Below are 16,108 nucleotides of genomic sequence, written 5' to 3' on the forward strand. Positions count from 1 at the left end.
GTTATGGATATCATGAGAAGTGTTGTGGGGATGGTAATTTTACTGGCAATTGCGTTCCTGTTGTCAGTCAATAAAAAGCGTATCAGCCTGCGTACCGTGGGGGCTGCGCTGGTTCTGCAGATCGCCATCGGTGGGATTATGCTCTATTTTCCTCCCGGTAAATGGCTTGTTGAGCAGGCCGCGCTGGGCGTACACAAAGTCATGTCCTACAGTGATGCAGGGAGCGCCTTTATCTTTGGCTCGCTGGTAGGGCCGAAAATGGATGTTCTGTTTGATGGGGCGGGGTTCATCTTCGCGTTTCGTGTGTTACCTGCCATTATTTTTGTCACCGCCCTGATCAGCCTGCTCTATTACATCGGCGTGATGGGGCTGCTTATCCGGTTTCTTGGCGGTATTTTCCAGAAAGCACTGCACATCAGTAAGATCGAATCCTTTGTTGCCGTGACCACCATCTTTCTTGGGCAAAACGAGATCCCGGCAATTGTGAAGCCGTTTATTGAGCGTCTTAACCGCAATGAACTGTTCACCGCGATCTGTAGCGGTATGGCATCGATTGCTGGCTCGATGATGATTGGTTATGCCGGAATGGGCGTGCCGATTGATTATCTGCTCGCCGCATCGCTGATGGCCATTCCGGGGGGGATCCTGTTTGCGCGTATACTCAGTCCGGCTACGGAAGCGTCAAACGTCACTTTTGATAACCTGTCATTCACTGAAACCCCACCGAAAAGCATTATTGAAGCTGCCGCGAGCGGGGCGATGACCGGGCTAAAAATTGCTGCGGGTGTTGCAACGGTAGTGATGGCGTTTGTCGCTATCATTGCACTGATCAACGGCATGATTGGCGGCATTGGTGGCTGGTTTGGTTACGAACACGCCACGCTTGAAGGGATTTTTGGTTATGTTCTGGCTCCTCTGGCCTGGATTATGGGGGTTGACTGGCATGAAGCAACGCTTGCCGGAAGCCTGATCGGTCAGAAGCTGGCAATCAATGAGTTTGTGGCCTACCTCAATTTCTCACCGTATCTGCAAACGGCAGGCTCTCTGGATGTAAAAACCATCGCTATTATCTCTTTCGCCCTCTGCGGTTTCGCCAATTTTGGATCCATTGGCGTTGTCGTCGGCGCATTTTCCGCCATTGCGCCACAGCGGGCGCCCGAAATAGCGCAGTTGGGAATGCGGGCCCTGGCAGCAGCCACGCTTTCCAATCTCATGAGCGCGACGATTGCGGGTTTCTTCATCAGTTTATAAAGAATGACCCAGGCATTATGCCTGGGTTGTATTGAGCAGATAGAGTGCGTTATTAGCGGAAAGGGCAGGATTATTGAGGCTGACGCTGGCGCGTGATAAGGCAGCACACGCCATCGCGAAATTCGCACCGTCACGAAAATCGCTCCCTTCCAGAAAACTATAGAGAAGGCCCGCCATAAAACCGTCATCCGCGCCAAAACCGTCCACGACAGGATGCGCAGGCGGGAAGAGACGAAATTGTTCGCCATTCTTCTGGCTACAAAAAACCGATTCATCCTTCATGTAAACATAAACATGCTGAACCCCTTGCTGATGCAGAAAATCCGCTGCGCGGGCCAGGTCAGCATCGGTAATAACGGGATTGCCCCAGAGGATCTCAATTTCCTTTTGGGTCGGCTTTAGGGTATGGATCCGTGAATACCAGGTCTTAATTTTTTCCGCTTTGAATTCAGAAACGGTATCAATAAAGACCGGAATATCATCCGCTATGGTGAAGACCCACTCCATCGCTTCCGGGGTGAGGTTGCAATCGGCAAGTATCACCCCGGCGTGACGGAGCAGATCCCGCGAGTTGTCCAGCAGTTGCGGCGTCAGCTTTTGCAGAATCTGTGTATCGTTTATCGCCAGCACCGTTTCATCCTGCTGGTTTGCGACGGAGAGGTAGGTTGACGTGTTATGTCCGTGTAAGCGGATACAGCTGGAGACATTTACCCCCGCCTGACGCGTTTGCTCAAGCAGTGTTTCGCCGTAAAAATCACTGCCTACCGCTGAAATTAAATGGACGTCTCTTCCCAGCAAGGCAAGATTATGCGCGATATTACGGCCCACGCCGCCAGCGGAACAGTGAATGCTGCCCGGATGAGAGGCAGATTGCGGATAGTGGATTTCCGCCGTGCCGCGAATATCCATATTGATGGCGCCGACCACCACGCAATACTCCCGTTCGGTGAGGATATATCCTTTACCTTTGATCATCCCCTTGCGCATCAGATCCATAATATGTGCCGCGACACGCGAACGGCTGATCTGCAAAATATCGGCGATTTCGTTTTGCTGAATAAGGGGATTACGCCGCAGGATCTTGAGTATCTGCTTCTCTCTTTCGTTCATTCTTACGCAACCGCCTGTTCTGTCTGCTGTGCCTTCAGCCAGGCGATCTCTTCCGCCCAGATATCCGGGTTAATGGTTTCCAGCACCATGGGGATCCCATCGAAACGGGCATCCTGCATGATAAAGCGGAACGCATCATGGCCGATATTACCCTCGCCCAGGCTGTGGTGGCGGTCAACGCGGCTGCCAAAGGCGCTTTTCGCATCGTTCAGGTGCATACCGCGCAGATACTTAAAGCCAACAATGCGCCCGAACTCGTCGAAGGTGTTTTTCGTGGCTTCGGTGGTGCGCAGGTCATAACCGGCGGCAAAGGCGTGGCAGGTATCAATGCACACGCCCACGCGGGATTTATCTTCCACCCCGTCAATAATGGCCGCCAGATGTTCAAACTTAAAGCCGAGGTTGCTGCCCTGACCGGCGGTATTCTCAATCACCGCCGTCACGCCTTTGGTTTTATCCAGGGTGATGTTGATGGATTCGGCAATGCGCGCCAGACAGGCATCTTCGTCGATCTGCATCAGATGGCTACCCGGATGGAAGTTCAGCAGCGTCAGCCCCAGCTGTTCGCAGCGCTGTACTTCATCGAGAAACGCTTCGCGGGACTTCTCCAGCGCGTCCTGTACCGGATGTCCGAGGTTGATCAGGTAGCTGTCATGGGGGAGGATCTGACCCGGCCCGTAGTGGTATTTCTCACAGGCGGCTTTGAAATCATCAATCACATCCGTGGTGAGCGGCGCGGCGCGCCACTGGCGCTGGTTTTTGGTGAACAGGGCGAAAGCGGTCGCCTCAATTTCGGCGGCGCGAATGGCAGCATTGGCAAGGCCACCTGCAGCGCTGACGTGCGCTCCAACATATTTCATAAAGGGACTCCTGTTAAACCCACCATCGAAAAGGGCAATAATAGCGGATCTAAAAGGGGTTTACGTTATTGAATGTGCAGTCCGTTGATGATGAGACCTTTAAGATAGGGCGTTCGTTGGAATGTCTGCTGGACAGTTTGGTCCAGTAGCCATTCTTGATCGGGGGCAATGGCGTCTCTGGATGAGATCGTATCAAACGGCATGTAGAAAGCAGGAAGCAGTGTAAGCCGTTCGAGTTGTTTCTCGTATTCGATTTCAGGAATGGGGAGTTGGATATCCCTTTTTAGCCCTGGATCATCATAGAACGATATCCAGTCATCCAGCAGTGTTCTATCGCCCGTTATAGCCGTGTAATTAATAAGCGCTATTGAGTAGGCGTCACGCTCCGCACCGTAGCATCGTTCGTTGGCTCTTCTGTATAAATCCCAGATTGCTTTTTTTCTAACCTCAACCGACTGTGATTGAAGCCAGAAGTCAAACCAGTTGGCTTCAATTTTTCTAAACCGATCGCAGACATTTAGGCGATGCTCAAGTACTTCTCTGGCGCGAAGTTGTGCTGCTTCAAGATCATCAACTGGATTAGCGTATGCTTGTCGTGTCGACGTTATTACAAGGAGGGTGAATAATAAATTAACGAAACGCACGATCCATGCACCTCCAGAAGTCAAGATCTTTACCGGTGGAAGAATATCCAGTTCCGAAAATGACTTTTTCCTTAAAATGACACAAAGACAAACAGTTCAGCAGAGATTATTCATCTCTACTGAGCTGTTGATGGCAATTAGGAATTTTTCAGATTTTATTAATGTTTTTGGAATCAATGCATTAACGCATCACGCAGTGCACCAGCAGGTTAATCGCGCCGCCACCGACAATCAGCCAGATGAAAAGCACCAGCGCCATCAGCAGCGGTTTCGCACCGGCTTTTTTCAGCGCACTGACGTGGGTGGTCACCCCCAGCGCCGCCATGGCCATCGCCAGCAGCACGGTATCCAGCGTCACCAGCATATCGACCACGGCTTTCGGCAGCAGGTGGAAGGAGTTGAAAATCGCCACCACGATAAACAGGATCGCAAACCACGGAATGGTGATTTTACTTTTCTCGCTGCCGCCCGCCGGAGCCAGCTGTTTAACCCGCGCGGCCAGGAAAATCAGGAACGGCGCGAGCATCATCACGCGCAGCATTTTTGCAATCACCGCCGCGTTTTCAGCTTCCGGATTAATCGCATGACCTGCTGCGACCACCTGAGCCACTTCGTGCATGGTTGAGCCAATATAGATGCCATAGGTTTCCGGGCTAAACCAGTGGGCCACCAGCGGATACATCGCCGGGTAGAGGAAAATCGCCACCGTACCGAAGATCACTACCGTCGCCACCGCCACGGTCACTTTGCTGGCTTCGGCCTTCACGACAGGTTCCGTTGCCAGTACCGCCGCAGCGCCGCAAATACTGCTGCCTGCGCCGATTAACCAGCTGGTCTGCTTATCCAGACCAAAGACTTTCTGGCCGATAAAGCAGGCCAGTAAAAAGGTACTGGTCAGGGTCAGGACATCGATGGCGATCCCGCTGACGCCAACGTCGGCAATCTGCGAAAAGGTGAGACGAAAGCCGTAGAGAATGATCCCGAGACGCAGCAGGTGCTGTTTGGCGAAGATCACGCCGCCGTCACAGGATTTCCAGATATGTGGGTAAACGGTGTTACCCACGACCATGCCGAGCAATATCGCCAGCGTTAAGGCGCTAAAACCTGCGCCGGCAACGGCGGGAATGCTTCCGCCCCATAACGCCACGCCGGTCACCGCGGCGCTGAGCGCAAGACCCGGCACGAAGTGCCACAATGTACGATGATGCTGTAAGGTGAGTTCTGACATAACCTTCTCCTTTGTCTGGCTAAAGGTTACGGCGCTCTGGCTTAAAAATAAAATTGATTATATACTTATAATCAATCTATATAAGTGGTAAGCAACCATGCACATTACATTGCGCCAGCTGGAAGTCTTTGCCGAAGTGCTGAAAAGCGGGTCGACGACGCAGGCATCGCAGATGCTGGCGCTCTCGCAATCTGCGGTCAGCGCAGCCCTGACCGACCTCGAAGGTCAGCTGGGCGTTCAGCTTTTCGACAGGGTAGGGAAGCGCCTGGTGGTCAACGAGCACGGGCGCCTTCTCTACCCGCGCGCGCTGGCCTTGCTGGAGCAGGCTATCGAAATCGAACAGCTGTTCCGCGAAGACAACGGCGCGATCCGCGTCTACGCCAGCAGCACCATCGGGAATTACATCCTGCCGGAAGTGATTGCCCGCTACCGTCGGGATTTTCCCACCCTGCCGCTGGAAATGAGCGTCGGTAATAGCCAGGACGTCATCAACGCGGTGATCGATTTCCGCGTGGATATCGGTCTCATCGAAGGTCCCTGCCATAACGTCGATATCATTGCCGAGCCCTGGCTGGAGGATGAGCTGGTGGTCTTTGCGTCCCCGGCCTCGTCTTTATTGCAGGGCGAAGTGACGCTGGAGCGGCTGGCGCAGGCGCAGTGGATCCTGCGTGAGCAGGGCTCCGGCACGCGGGAAATTGTCGATTACCTGCTGCTGTCCCACCTGCCGCATTTCCAGCTGGGGATGGAGTTGGGGAACTCAGAGGCGATTAAGCACGCGGTGCGTCATGGGCTGGGCATCAGCTGCCTTTCACGGCGGGTCATTTCTGAGCAACTTGAGACGGGGTCGCTGGTGGAAATTGCCGTTCCGCTCCCGAAACTGGTGCGCACGCTGTGGCGCATTCACCATCGTCAGAAACACCTCTCCAGCTCGCTGCAGCGTTTTCTGCGCTATTGCGAAATCTAAACGCGTCCCTCACCCCAAAGGGGAGAGGGAAAAATTATCCTTTACTTATAATCCTGGCCGCGTCATGAAGCTCTCTTATAACTGAGCATTTCTGCCGGAAGGAATCCGGATCGTCTGCTACAATCGCGCCTCATTTATTAAATGGACAGCATTTTCATATGGTTTCAGAAATTAAAACCACAGAAGCGCCCACGCTCCGTCGTGAACTCAAGGCGCGTCACCTGACGATGATCGCCATTGGCGGTTCAATCGGTACAGGTCTTTTCGTTGCCTCTGGCGCAACGATTTCGGCAGCAGGCCCGGGTGGGGCGCTTTTCTCATATATCCTGATTGGCCTGATGGTGTACTTCCTGATGACCAGTCTGGGCGAACTGGCCGCGTACATGCCGGTGTCAGGTTCGTTTTCGACCTACGGTCAAAAATACGTTGAAGAAGGTTTCGGCTTTGCGCTGGGCTGGAACTACTGGTACAACTGGGCGGTCACCATCGCCGTTGACCTCGTCGCCGCACAACTGGTGATGAACTGGTGGTTCCCGGATACGCCGGGCTGGATCTGGAGCGCACTGTTCCTGACCGTCATTTTCCTGCTGAACTACATCTCCGTGCGCGGTTTCGGCGAAGCAGAATACTGGTTCTCTTTGATCAAAGTGGCAACCGTCATCATCTTTATCGTCGTCGGTGTGGCGATGATCGTTGGTATTTTCAAAGGTGCTGAACCTGCGGGCTGGAGCAACTGGACAACAGGCGATGCGCCGTTTGCCGGTGGTCTTTCGGCAATGATTGGCGTGGCAATGATTGTCGGCTTCTCCTTCCAGGGGACTGAACTGATTGGTATCGCTGCCGGTGAGTCTGAGAACCCGGAAAAAAATATTCCACGTGCGGTTCGTCAGGTCTTCTGGCGTATCCTGCTGTTCTACGTGTTCGCGATCCTGATTATCAGCCTGATCATTCCGTACACCGATCCAAGCCTGCTGCGCAATGACGTCAAAGACATTAGCGTCAGCCCGTTCACGCTGGTCTTCCAGCACGCCGGTCTGCTGTCTGCGGCGGCAGTGATGAACGCCGTGATCCTGACCGCCGTGCTTTCTGCCGGTAACTCCGGGATGTACGCGTCCACCCGTATGCTCTACACCCTGGCCTGCGACGGTAAAGCCCCGCGTATCTTCGCGAAACTGTCCCGCGGCGGCGTTCCACGTAACGCGCTGTACGCAACAACGGTAATCGCCGGTCTGTGCTTCCTGACCTCCATGTTTGGCAACCAGACGGTATACCTGTGGTTGCTGAACACCTCGGGGATGACGGGCTTTATTGCCTGGCTGGGGATTGCCATTAGCCACTACCGTTTCCGCCGTGGCTATGTCAAACAGGGCTATGACATTAACTCGCTGCCGTATCGTTCCGGCTTCTTCCCGCTGGGTCCTATTTTCGCCTTCATTCTGTGCCTGATTATTACGCTGGGACAGAACTATGAAGCGTTCCTGGCGGATACCATTGACTGGGGCGCCGTCACGGCAACCTACATTGGTATTCCGCTGTTCCTCGTCATCTGGTTTGGTTACAAACTGACGAAAGGCACACACTTCGTTCGCTACAGTGAAATGGAATTCCCGGAACGATTTAAACAATAACCGCACTCCCTCTCTTTTAACCCGCTCATTCGAGCGGGTTTTTTTATCCCTGTAGGCTGAAACAAAGATATATTTTTTAACAATTTAATTGATAATAATTATCGTTTGCTTTATCGTTATCAAAAGTAAGCGTGTCACCGACCCACCGCAGATGTGGGCGGCAAGGAAGACGCTGTGAGTGATGATTTGATGTAGTTGTATTTACCTCATGGAGATATGGAATGTTTAGGTTGAATCCCTTCGTCAGGGGAGGACTTTGTGCGTCCGCAATGTCCCTGGCCCTGCCTGTTATCGCAGCAGAATCCGGCGACACTCTGGTTGTAACGGCCTCCGCGACCGAGCAAAACCTGAGAGATGCGCCAGCCAGCATCAGCGTGATTACGCAGGAAGATTTGCAGCGCAAACCCGTTCAGAACCTGAAAGATGTGTTACGGGATGTGCCGGGCGTACAACTCACGAGCGAAGGGGACAACCGTAAAGGGGTAAGTATTCGCGGTCTGGACAGCAGCTATACGCTGATCCTGGTCGACGGCAAGCGCGTTAACTCCCGCAACGCGGTTTTCCGCCATAATGATTTCGACCTCAGCTGGGTGCCGGTTGACGCCATCGAACGAATCGAAGTGGTGCGCGGGCCGATGTCCTCGCTTTATGGCTCCGACGCGCTGGGCGGCGTGGTGAACATTATCACCAAAAAAATCGGTCAGAAGTGGACGGGCACCCTGAGCGCCGATTCCACGATTCAGGAACATCGCGACCGTGGAGACACCTACAACGGTCAGTTTTACACCAGCGGTCCGCTGGTGGACGGTCTGCTGGGGCTGAAAGCCTACGGTAGCCTCGCGAAGCGTGAGAAAGACGGCCAGCAGAAATCCTCTACCACGGCGAGCGGTGAAACGCCGCGCATCGAAGGCTTCACGAGCCGCGATGCTAATGTCGAATTCGCCTGGACGCCGTCAGAAAATCACGACTTTACGGCGGGCTATGGTTTCGACCGTCAGGATCGCGACTCGGATTCCCTCGACAAAAACCGCCTTGAGCGTCAGAACTACTCCCTCAGTCACAACGGTCGCTGGGGCATCGGCAACAGTGAGCTGAAGGTATACGGCGAGAAGGTTGACAACAAAAACCCGGGCAACAGTAATCCTATCACCTCCGAGAGCAACGCAGTGGACGGGAAATACGTGCTGCCTCTGGGCGAAATCAATCAGTTCCTGACCTTCGGCGGTGAATGGCGTCACGATAAGCTGAAAGATCCGGTCAACCTGACTGGCGGTTCCAGCAGCAGTACCTCGACAAGCCAGTATGCTCTGTTCCTGGAGGATGAGTGGCGTATCTTTGAACCTCTGGCGCTGACCACCGGTATCCGTATGGATGACCATGACACCTATGGCGATCACTGGAGTCCGCGGGCGTATCTGGTGTATAACGCGACCGATACCGTAACAGTGAAAGGGGGCTGGGCTACCGCGTTTAAAGCGCCATCACTGCTGCAGCTGAGCCCGGACTGGGTCAGCGGCTCATGCCGCGGTGCCTGTGAGATTGTCGGTAACCCGGACCTGAAACCGGAAACCAGTGAGAGCTTCGAATTCGGTCTCTACTACAGCGGGGAAGAGGGCTGGTTAGAGGGCGTGCAGGCCAGCATTACCACCTTCCAGAATAATGTGGATGACCGCATCAGCATTAGCCGTACGGCCAATGTGAAGCAGGCCCAGAGCTACCCTAACTATGTTGGCCTGAATGCGGACGGTGAACCGATTTTCCGCTATTACAACGTTAACAAGGCGCGTATCCGCGGGGTGGAGACGGAGCTGAAATTCCCGCTGGCGGAAGAGTGGAAAGTGACGCTGAACTACACCTATAACGATGGTCGTGATATCAGTAACGGCGGCAACAAACCGCTGTCCGATCTGCCATTCCACACGGCCAACGGTACCGTTGACTGGCAGGCGACCCAGGACTGGTCGTTCTACGTTCAGGGCAACTACACCGGCGAGAAACGCGCGTTGACCAGCAGTGCCCCTACGCCGGGTGGCTATGTCATCTGGAATACCGGTGCGGCGTGGCAGGCAACGAAAGCCGTTAAGCTGCGCGCGGGCGTGCAGAACCTGCTGGATAAAGACCTGAGCCGTGACGATTACAGCTATACAGAAGATGGCCGTCGCTACTTCGTGGGTGTGGATTACAGGTTCTGACCCAGTCAGGTGCCGGGTGGCGGCTGCGCCTTACCCGGCCTACAAAAAGGCACAAGCTTGTAGGCCCGGTAAGCGAAGCGCCACCGGGCAAAAAAGGCCGCACTTACCCGAACAAATGCTCCGCATGGAAGCGGAGATGATCCTCAATAAAGGATGCGATGAAGTAATAGCTGTGATCGTATCCCGGTTGAATGCGCATCGTCAGCGGCCAGTCTTTCTGGCGTGCCGCTTCTGCCAGCACCGCGGGCTGTAGCTGTCCGGCAAGGAACTGATCCGCATCTCCCTGATCGATAAGGATGGGAAGGGCATCTTCCGGTTTGCTGTTCAGCATCAGCGCACAGCTGTCCCATGCCAGCCATTTTTCCGCATCGTCACCCAGATAGTGGGTAAAGGCTTTCTGCCCCCATGGCACCTGGGTAGGGTTCACGATAGGCGCAAATGCCGACACGCTGACGTATTTTCCCGGGTTTTTCAGCGCCATGATCAGCGCCCCGTGACCGCCCATCGAGTGGCCGCTGATCGCGCAGCGCTGGCTGACCGCAAACTCAGACTGCACGAGGGCAGGAAGTTCATCACGAATGTAATCATACATACGGTAGTGGCGCGCCCAGGGCTGTTCGGTGGCATTCAGATAAAAGCCGGCGCCTTTGCCCAGGTCGTATCCCGCATCGTCGGCCACATCATCGCCACGCGGGCTGGTGTCCGGCATGACCAGCGCAAGACCCAGTTCGGCAGCAATACGCTGCGCGCCCGCTTTGGTGGTGAAGTTTTCATCGTTGCAGGTCAGGCCGGAAAGCCAGAACAGAACCGGCGGGTTTTCCGTCGGGGGCAGGAAAATGCTGAACGTCATCGCACAGTTCAGAACGGTGGAGTCGTGCCGCCAGCGCTGCTGTCGACCTTCAAAACAACGGTGCTCTTCGAGCAGTTCCATGCTGGGCTCCTTAATGAAAATGTGCCGTCATAGAACCCATAATACAGCGTTTTCATTAACCTGTGAGCAACTTTCACTTTCGTCAGACGACGAGATGCTGCATCATAAATTTACTTTTCTTTAACATTTGGAGCGTTCATGGCGCTGCGTATTGCGCTCAGTGGGTTCGTCGTTCTGGTGGTGGCAATGGGAATCGGGCGTTTTGCCTTTACGCCTCAGGTGCCGCTGATGATAGCTGCCGGGCAGCTTACGCTGACCAGCGCGGGTCTGGTGGCGGCGATGAACTATCTGGGCTATCTGGTGGGTGCGTGGGATGCGATGCGCGCCCACCGCTTTGTTGAAATGCGTCTCTGGCTGGGCATCGCGGGGGCGGTGGCGTTGACGCTGCTCTCCGCCGCGGCGGATAACGCCGTTGTACACGGCCTGCTGCGCTTTGTGATTGGCTGTATGAGCGGCTGGTCGATGGTGCTGATTGCTGCCTGGACCAACGAACGCCTGGGCCAGCTTGGCAAACCTGGCCTGAGCGCCGCCGTTTTTGCTGGACCCGGAGCAGGCATTGCCCTGAGCGGGCTGCTCGCCGTCTATATTCAGGCGAAATCCCTTTCGGCTGGTGCGGCATGGCAAATTTACGGCGTACTGGCGCTGGTGCTGATTGCGCTGGTGGCGCGCTACCTGCCGCGAGCCGGACAACTTCATCGACCCGGCACCGCACCGGAGCCGCTGGTGCTGACCGCAGATTTAAAATGCCTGGTCTGGAGCTACAGCCTGGCCGGGTTTGGGTACATTCTGCCGGCGACCTTTTTATCGCAAATGGCGGCCGTACGTTTTCCCGGCAGCCTGTTTGCCCAGTTTGTCTGGCCGATTTTTGGTCTCGCCGCCGTGGTGGGCATTGCGCTCAGCATTCTTTTGCGCCATACCTCAACGGCTAACCGCCGGCTGGCTATCGTGCTGTGGCTCCAGGGGGCCGGCGTGCTGGCGGCCTGGCTGCTACCCGGAATTGGCGGATTGCTGACAGGCGGGCTACTGGTGGGCGGCGGGTTCCTCTGCGCCGTTCAGCTCTCGCTGCTGTACGGCCGCGAACTGGCTCCGGAGCACACGCGGTATATGGCCGGTTTGCTCACGACCGGGTATGCCATAGGCCAGCTGGTAGGGCCGGTAACCTCAGCGTTATCGACCTGGCTTACCCACCGGCTGGAGCCTGCACTGGGCCTGGCGGGCGTTGCGCTGTTCGTCGGCGGTGCCCTGGTGTGGAATCGTCACGCTGAAAGGCAACAGCAATTGCAATAATTATCGTCGTGAATACTGGATTATGTGCGCGGCCTCACGCACAATGAGCGCATACTTTTGCCACAACGAGGGCAAAAGACGCCACACCTGCAGGAGAATAAAATGTCATCACTCAGTAAAGAAGCTGCCCTGGTCCATGAAGCCCTGGTTGCGCGCGGTCTTGAAACGCCACTGCGTCCGCCCGTTCAGGATATGGACAATGAAACCCGCAAGCGTCTGATTGCCGGTCATATGACCGATATCATGGAGCTGCTGAATCTCGATCTGAGTGACGACAGTCTGATGGAGACGCCGCACCGCATCGCGAAAATGTACGTCGACGAAATTTTCTCTGGCCTGGATTACGCCAACTTCCCGAAAATTACCGTCATCGAAAATAAGATGAAAGTGGATGAGATGGTGACGGTGCGTGATATCACGCTGACCAGCACCTGCGAACACCATTTCGTCACTATCGACGGTAAAGCGACCGTGGCGTATATCCCCAAAGATACGGTGATTGGCCTGTCGAAGATCAACCGCATCGTGCAGTTCTTTGCGCAGCGTCCACAGGTGCAGGAGCGTCTGACGCAGCAGATCCTGACCGCGCTGCAAACGTTGCTCGGCACCAATAACGTGGCCGTCTCAATCGACGCGGTTCACTACTGCGTGAAAGCGCGCGGCGTGCGTGATGCCACCAGTGCGACTACCACTACCTCGCTGGGTGGGCTGTTTAAATCGAGCCAGAATACCCGCCAGGAGTTCCTGCGCGCCGTTCGTCACCACAACTAAGTCTTACAGGGCAGGGACCATGGAGCGAAACGTCACGCTCGATTTTGTTCGCGGCGTCGCCATTCTCGGTATCCTGCTGCTTAATATCAGCGCCTTCGGTCTGCCGAAGGCGGCCTATCTTAACCCTGCGTGGTATGGCGACATCACGCGCAGTGATGCCTGGACGTGGGCGATCCTCGATCTCTTCGCGCAGGTCAAATTTCTTACGCTCTTTGCCCTGCTGTTTGGCGCAGGCCTGCAGCTCCTCCTCAGGCGCGGCACGCGCTGGATCCAGTCGCGTCTGACGCTGCTGGTTATTCTGGGGTTTATCCACGGGCTGTTCTTCTGGGATGGCGATATTCTCCTCGCGTATGGCTTAGTCGGGCTCATCTGCTGGCGTCTCATACGCGATGCGCACAGCGTAAAAAGCCTCTTTAACACCGGCGTAATGCTCTATGTTATGGGGCTGGCAGTGCTGCTGCTGTTGGGGATGATCTCGGGCGAGGCGACAAACCGTTCCTGGATCCCGGATGCCGCTAACCTGCAGTACGAGCAATACTGGAAGCTAAAGGGCGGTACGGAAGCAATAAGCAACCGTGCGGATATGCTGGGCGATAGCCTCCTTGCGCTGGGCGCGCAATACGGCTGGCAGCTGGCGGGAATGATGCTGATGGGCGCGTCATTGATGCGCACCGGCTGGCTGAAAGGCGAATTCAGCCTGCGCCACTATCGCCGCACCGGCACCGGGCTGGTGCTGCTCGGCGTGCTGATTAACCTTCCGGCGGTGATGGCGCAGTGGCACCTTCACTGGGATTATCGCTGGTGCGCTTTCCTGCTCCAGGTACCACGTGAGCTGAGCGCACCGTTCCAGACCATCGGCTATGCGGCGCTGATCTATGGCTTCTGGCCGACGCTTTCTCGCCTGTGGATGGTCAGCGCTATCGCCTGCGTGGGGCGCATGGCGTTAAGCAATTACCTCCTGCAAACGCTTATCTGCACCACGCTTTTCTATCGCTTTGGTCTGTTTATGAAATTCGACCGCCTCGAACTGCTGGCGTTTGTTATCCCGGTCTGGGCGGTAAACCTGGCGTTTTCTGTGCTCTGGCTACGCTATTTCCGCCAGGGGCCGCTGGAGTGGGTATGGCGTCAGTTAACCGCACGTGCTTCAGGGATATCATTGAAAAATACATCCAGATAACGATCTGGATCACAATCATTAACAAAACGGATGTAAGCGTTTTCATGAGTGTGAGCTTCTTCACGTAGTCCCATTTCTCTCACTGCCAAAATAGCCACCTTGCTAAACACAGGGGGTGTCTGTGAGTTGCTGCAATCCTTTGAAGGATGGTGAATATGATCACCATTCGTGACGTCGCCCGTCAGGCGGGCGTTTCTGTGGCTACCGTCTCGCGTGTCCTGAACAACAGCGCGCTGGTCAGCCCTGAAACCCGTGAAACCGTAATGAAAGCCGTGACTCAGCTTGGGTACCGGCCAAATGCCAATGCCCAGGCGCTTGCGACGCAGGTCAGCGACACCATCGGCGTGGTGGTGATGGATGTATCGGACGCCTTTTTTGGTGCGCTGGTGAAAGCGGTCGATGTGGTCGCCCAGCAGCATCAGAAATATGTCCTGATCGGCAATAGCTATCATGAGGCGGAAAAAGAGCGCTATGCCATCGAAGTGCTGATCCGTCAGCGCTGCAATGCCCTGATTGTTCACTCTAAAGCCCTGAGCGACGAAGAATTAATCGGGTTTATGGATCAGATCCCGGGCATGGTGCTGATTAACCGCATCGTTCCGGGCTATGCCCACCGCTGCGTCGGGCTGGATAACGTCAGCGGCGCAATGATGGCCACCAAAATGCTTATCAACAACGGCCATCAGCGGATCGGTTATCTGGCCTCCAGCCACCAGATAGAAGATGACGAACTGCGGCGCGAGGGGTGGCAGAACGCCCTGAAAGAGCACGGCATTACGCCATCCGAGAGCTGGGTAGGAACCGGTACGCCGGATATGCAGGGCGGTGAGGCGGCAATGGTTGAGCTGCTGGGCCGCAATCTCCAGCTTTCAGCGGTCTTTGCCTATAACGACAGCATGGCGGCCGGGGCCCTGACGGCGCTGAAGGATAACGGCATTGCGGTGCCACAGCATTTATCACTCATTGGTTTTGACGATATTCCGATTGCCCGTTACACCGACCCGCAGCTGACAACGGTGCGTTACCCGATAGCCTCTATGGCGAAACTGGCGACTGAACTGGCGTTACAGGGGGCAGCAGGGCTGCTGGATCCGGGGGCAACACATTGTTTCATGCCGACTTTAGTACGTCGTCACTCCGTTGCGGCCCGGCAAATTGTGGTTCCGATCACTAACTGATTACATGGGGTGATGTAACCGTTTTCAATCTGTGAGTAAATTCACAGTATCTTAACAAGGCGCTGACTATGATGTCAGCGTTTTAGGGGCTGAAACGCTATGTAACAGTGATTATTCACTTTCACTATAGCCAACGTGCCGCAAACAACGAATAAAACGCATTTCTGGAGCGTTACCGAACACGGAAGATAGAAATTTTATAAGTGAACTTCGGCTGTCAGTAACGTTTTATTAACACCTGCCCGCCGATCGTTATTCACAAGAACTACCCTGCATAAAAAAAACCGGAGATACCATGAATAAGAAGGTGTTGACTCTGTCTGCTGTAATGGCAAGCATGCTTTTTGGTGCAGCAGCGCACGCTGCGGATACCCGTATTGGTGTGACCATCTATAAATACGACGACAACTTCATGTCTGTTGTGCGTAAAGCAATTGAGAAAGATGCTAAAGCAGCGCCAGACGTTCAGCTGCTGATGAATGACTCCCAGAACGACCAGTCCAAACAGAACGACCAGATCGACGTTCTGCTGGCGAAAGGCGTGAAAGCTCTGGCTATCAACCTGGTTGACCCGGCGGCAGCAGGCACGGTGATTGAAAAAGCGCGCGGCCAGAACGTGCCGATCGTCTTCTTCAACAAAGAACCTTCCCGTAAAGCGCTGGACAGCTACGACAAAGCGTATTACGTCGGTACCGACTCCAAAGAGTCCGGCATTATTCAGGGCGATCTGATCGCGAAACACTGGGCGGCAAACCCGAACTGGGACCTGAACAAAGACGGTCAGATTCAGTTCGTGCTGCTGAAAGGCGAACCCGGCCATCCGGATGCTGAAGCGCGTACCACCTACGTTATCAAAGAGCTGAACGACAAAGGTCTGAAAACCCAGG

At 54.9% G+C, this 16,108-nt stretch carries 14 protein-coding genes; 9 read left to right on the forward strand and 5 right to left on the reverse strand.

Annotated features, from left to right (window positions below; translation table 11 throughout):
* Positions 1-3 precede the first annotated feature (3 nt).
* Positions 4-1,251, forward strand: a complete 1,248-nt coding sequence (locus tag C5687_RS16625) for a NupC/NupG family nucleoside CNT transporter (protein WP_045285156.1) — start codon at positions 4-6, stop codon at positions 1,249-1,251.
* A gap of 15 nt (positions 1,252-1,266) precedes the next feature.
* Here C5687_RS16625 and C5687_RS16630 read toward each other — a convergent pair whose 3' ends face one another.
* The 4 genes from C5687_RS16630 to C5687_RS16645 form a co-directional block, all read right to left on the reverse strand.
* On the reverse strand, positions 1,267-2,361 hold the full coding sequence (locus C5687_RS16630) for a sugar kinase (protein ID WP_104557397.1): 1,095 nt from the start codon (positions 2,359-2,361) through the stop codon (positions 1,267-1,269).
* Between the two features lie 2 nt (positions 2,362-2,363).
* Positions 2,364-3,221, reverse strand: a complete 858-nt coding sequence (gene nfo, locus C5687_RS16635; RefSeq protein WP_094919131.1) for a deoxyribonuclease IV — start codon at positions 3,219-3,221, stop codon at positions 2,364-2,366.
* Positions 3,222-3,286: 65 nt separating this feature from the next.
* Positions 3,287-3,865 carry a hypothetical protein gene (locus C5687_RS16640; RefSeq protein ID WP_104557398.1) on the reverse strand — a complete coding sequence of 193 codons (579 nt, stop codon included), beginning with the start codon at positions 3,863-3,865 and terminating at the stop codon, positions 3,287-3,289.
* A 181-nt stretch (positions 3,866-4,046) separates the two neighbouring features.
* On the reverse strand, positions 4,047-5,093 hold the full coding sequence (locus C5687_RS16645; RefSeq protein WP_104557399.1) for a YeiH family protein: 1,047 nt from the start codon (positions 5,091-5,093) through the stop codon (positions 4,047-4,049).
* Positions 5,094-5,190: 97 nt separating this feature from the next.
* On the opposite strand from C5687_RS16645, the gene yieE reads away from it, so the two are divergent.
* The 3 genes from yieE to cirA all read left to right on the forward strand — a co-directional run bounded on the left by yieE (position 5,191) and on the right by cirA (position 9,877).
* Positions 5,191-6,057, forward strand: coding sequence for a DNA-binding transcriptional regulator YeiE (gene yieE, locus C5687_RS16650; RefSeq protein ID WP_104557400.1), 867 nt, complete (start codon positions 5,191-5,193; stop codon positions 6,055-6,057).
* Positions 6,058-6,215: 158 nt separating this feature from the next.
* On the forward strand, positions 6,216-7,685 hold the full coding sequence (locus tag C5687_RS16660) for an amino acid permease (RefSeq protein WP_025756267.1): 1,470 nt from the start codon (positions 6,216-6,218) through the stop codon (positions 7,683-7,685).
* 221 nt (positions 7,686-7,906) lie between these two features.
* The gene (gene cirA / locus C5687_RS16665) at positions 7,907-9,877 is read left to right on the forward strand and encodes a catecholate siderophore receptor CirA (protein ID WP_104557401.1); all 1,971 of its coding nucleotides are present in this window, start codon (positions 7,907-7,909) and stop codon (positions 9,875-9,877) included.
* Positions 9,878-9,980: 103 nt separating this feature from the next.
* Here cirA and fghA read toward each other — a convergent pair whose 3' ends face one another.
* Positions 9,981-10,808 carry an S-formylglutathione hydrolase gene (gene fghA, locus C5687_RS16670; protein ID WP_104557402.1) on the reverse strand — a complete coding sequence of 276 codons (828 nt, stop codon included), beginning with the start codon at positions 10,806-10,808 and terminating at the stop codon, positions 9,981-9,983.
* Positions 10,809-10,946: 138 nt separating this feature from the next.
* Here fghA and C5687_RS16675 point away from each other — a divergent pair, with 138 nt between their 5' ends.
* The 5 genes from C5687_RS16675 to C5687_RS16695 all read left to right on the forward strand — a co-directional run.
* Positions 10,947-12,095, forward strand: a complete 1,149-nt coding sequence (locus tag C5687_RS16675; RefSeq protein ID WP_104557403.1) for a YbfB/YjiJ family MFS transporter — start codon at positions 10,947-10,949, stop codon at positions 12,093-12,095.
* Positions 12,096-12,197: 102 nt separating this feature from the next.
* The gene (gene folE / locus C5687_RS16680; protein ID WP_025756263.1) at positions 12,198-12,866 is read left to right on the forward strand and encodes a GTP cyclohydrolase I FolE; all 669 of its coding nucleotides are present in this window, start codon (positions 12,198-12,200) and stop codon (positions 12,864-12,866) included.
* A 19-nt stretch (positions 12,867-12,885) separates the two neighbouring features.
* Positions 12,886-14,043 (forward strand): DUF418 domain-containing protein YeiB, encoded by a 1,158-nt coding sequence (gene yeiB, locus C5687_RS16685; RefSeq protein WP_025756262.1) that lies wholly within the window; start codon positions 12,886-12,888, stop codon positions 14,041-14,043.
* Between the two features lie 155 nt (positions 14,044-14,198).
* Entirely contained in the window at positions 14,199-15,221 is a 1,023-nt protein-coding gene (galS, locus tag C5687_RS16690; protein ID WP_047959102.1) for an HTH-type transcriptional regulator GalS, read from the forward strand.
* 295 nt (positions 15,222-15,516) lie between these two features.
* A partial coding sequence (locus C5687_RS16695) for a substrate-binding domain-containing protein (protein ID WP_104557404.1) occupies positions 15,517-16,108 on the forward strand: 592 nt, incomplete at its 3' end.

Source organism: Enterobacter sichuanensis (assembly GCF_002939185.1).
Classification (GTDB): domain Bacteria; phylum Pseudomonadota; class Gammaproteobacteria; order Enterobacterales; family Enterobacteriaceae; genus Enterobacter; species Enterobacter sichuanensis.